The 1,079-nt window shown below is 47.3% G+C and carries 1 protein-coding gene; it reads right to left on the minus strand.

Annotation, left to right across the window (positions count from 1 at the left end):
- A partial coding sequence (locus R7R24_RS24830; protein WP_318119755.1) for an AsmA family protein occupies nt 1-1,079 on the minus strand: 1,079 nt, incomplete at both ends.

Below are 1,079 nucleotides of genomic sequence, written 5' to 3' on the forward strand. Positions count from 1 at the left end.
CCATGCCATACGCCCCAAAAACGATCCTGACGCTTTAAGTTTAGCGCTTTTCCTTCGACGTTTAAGCCAGAGAGTTGCCAGAATGGTTCGTGCGCTAATTGGATTATCTGACTACGTTCAATATCAAGTTCTTGGATATCCACTTCTTGTAACGCGCTGGTGGCGGCCTTCCACCAATCCTTGTTGTCATCAGACTGGATAGCCCATTTCAATCCTTGAACAGAAGCCGTGTCGAGTTGCCAGTGCGTCGGTTTGAATTGACCAGAAACCTGTACGCGGCCTTGCTGCCAATCTAGGCTCAGTTCTTGGAGCTGGATATTCTCGGGCGTGAAAATGGCGTTCAAGCGTGGCTCTATTGCGGTTTGCTCTTGGAAACGAACACTGTCAGCTTGTAAAGACACTTTGGCAGTGGCATTCCATAGAGACGCAGGCAGTGAGGCATCTTCAATGGACAGTTCAAGGTTTTGCCAGTGCCATTCCCCCCATTCAATATCGGCGTTAAGCAAATCGAGGCTATTGATGTGGTTAATGGTGAACGGCAATTCTTGCCACGGTTTAGAGAGTAAAGATTGTCGCTGTGCATTGGTGATTGCCAACTTATCAATCGTGACATTGACCAAAGACCAGCCTTGCGGATATTGCTCACCTTGCCCTGAGATTTGGCTATTGCGCCATTTAAAAGACGTGCCATAGAGGGTGCTGTTTTGGGCTTGATAATCCACATCAACCAGTACTTTTTGTATCGCCTCACCGTGCCAATACATTTGCTCTGCAGAAGCCTGAATAGCGCCGTAAGGCCATAATTGTTGAGCGTTTAGCCAAGTAGGATCTTGGATTTGGATACTCAATCCAGTTACGGAAAAGCGCGCATCCGCGTAATCAATATTTTTCAGCGCAATCTGGTGGAACTGGATCGACTCTAAGTTAGGCTGTGTCGGTATGCCTTTTTTTAGACTCACCCCATCGATCAGCAAGCTATCGATAATCCATTTCCCATCTCGTCGTATGTCAGGGTTCAGCCATACGTCGACTTGTTCAATATAAGGCAGTTGAGCGTCTTGAAAGCGAACGTTTTGCAG

The sequence above is a fragment of the Vibrio sp. 704 genome (assembly GCF_033339295.1).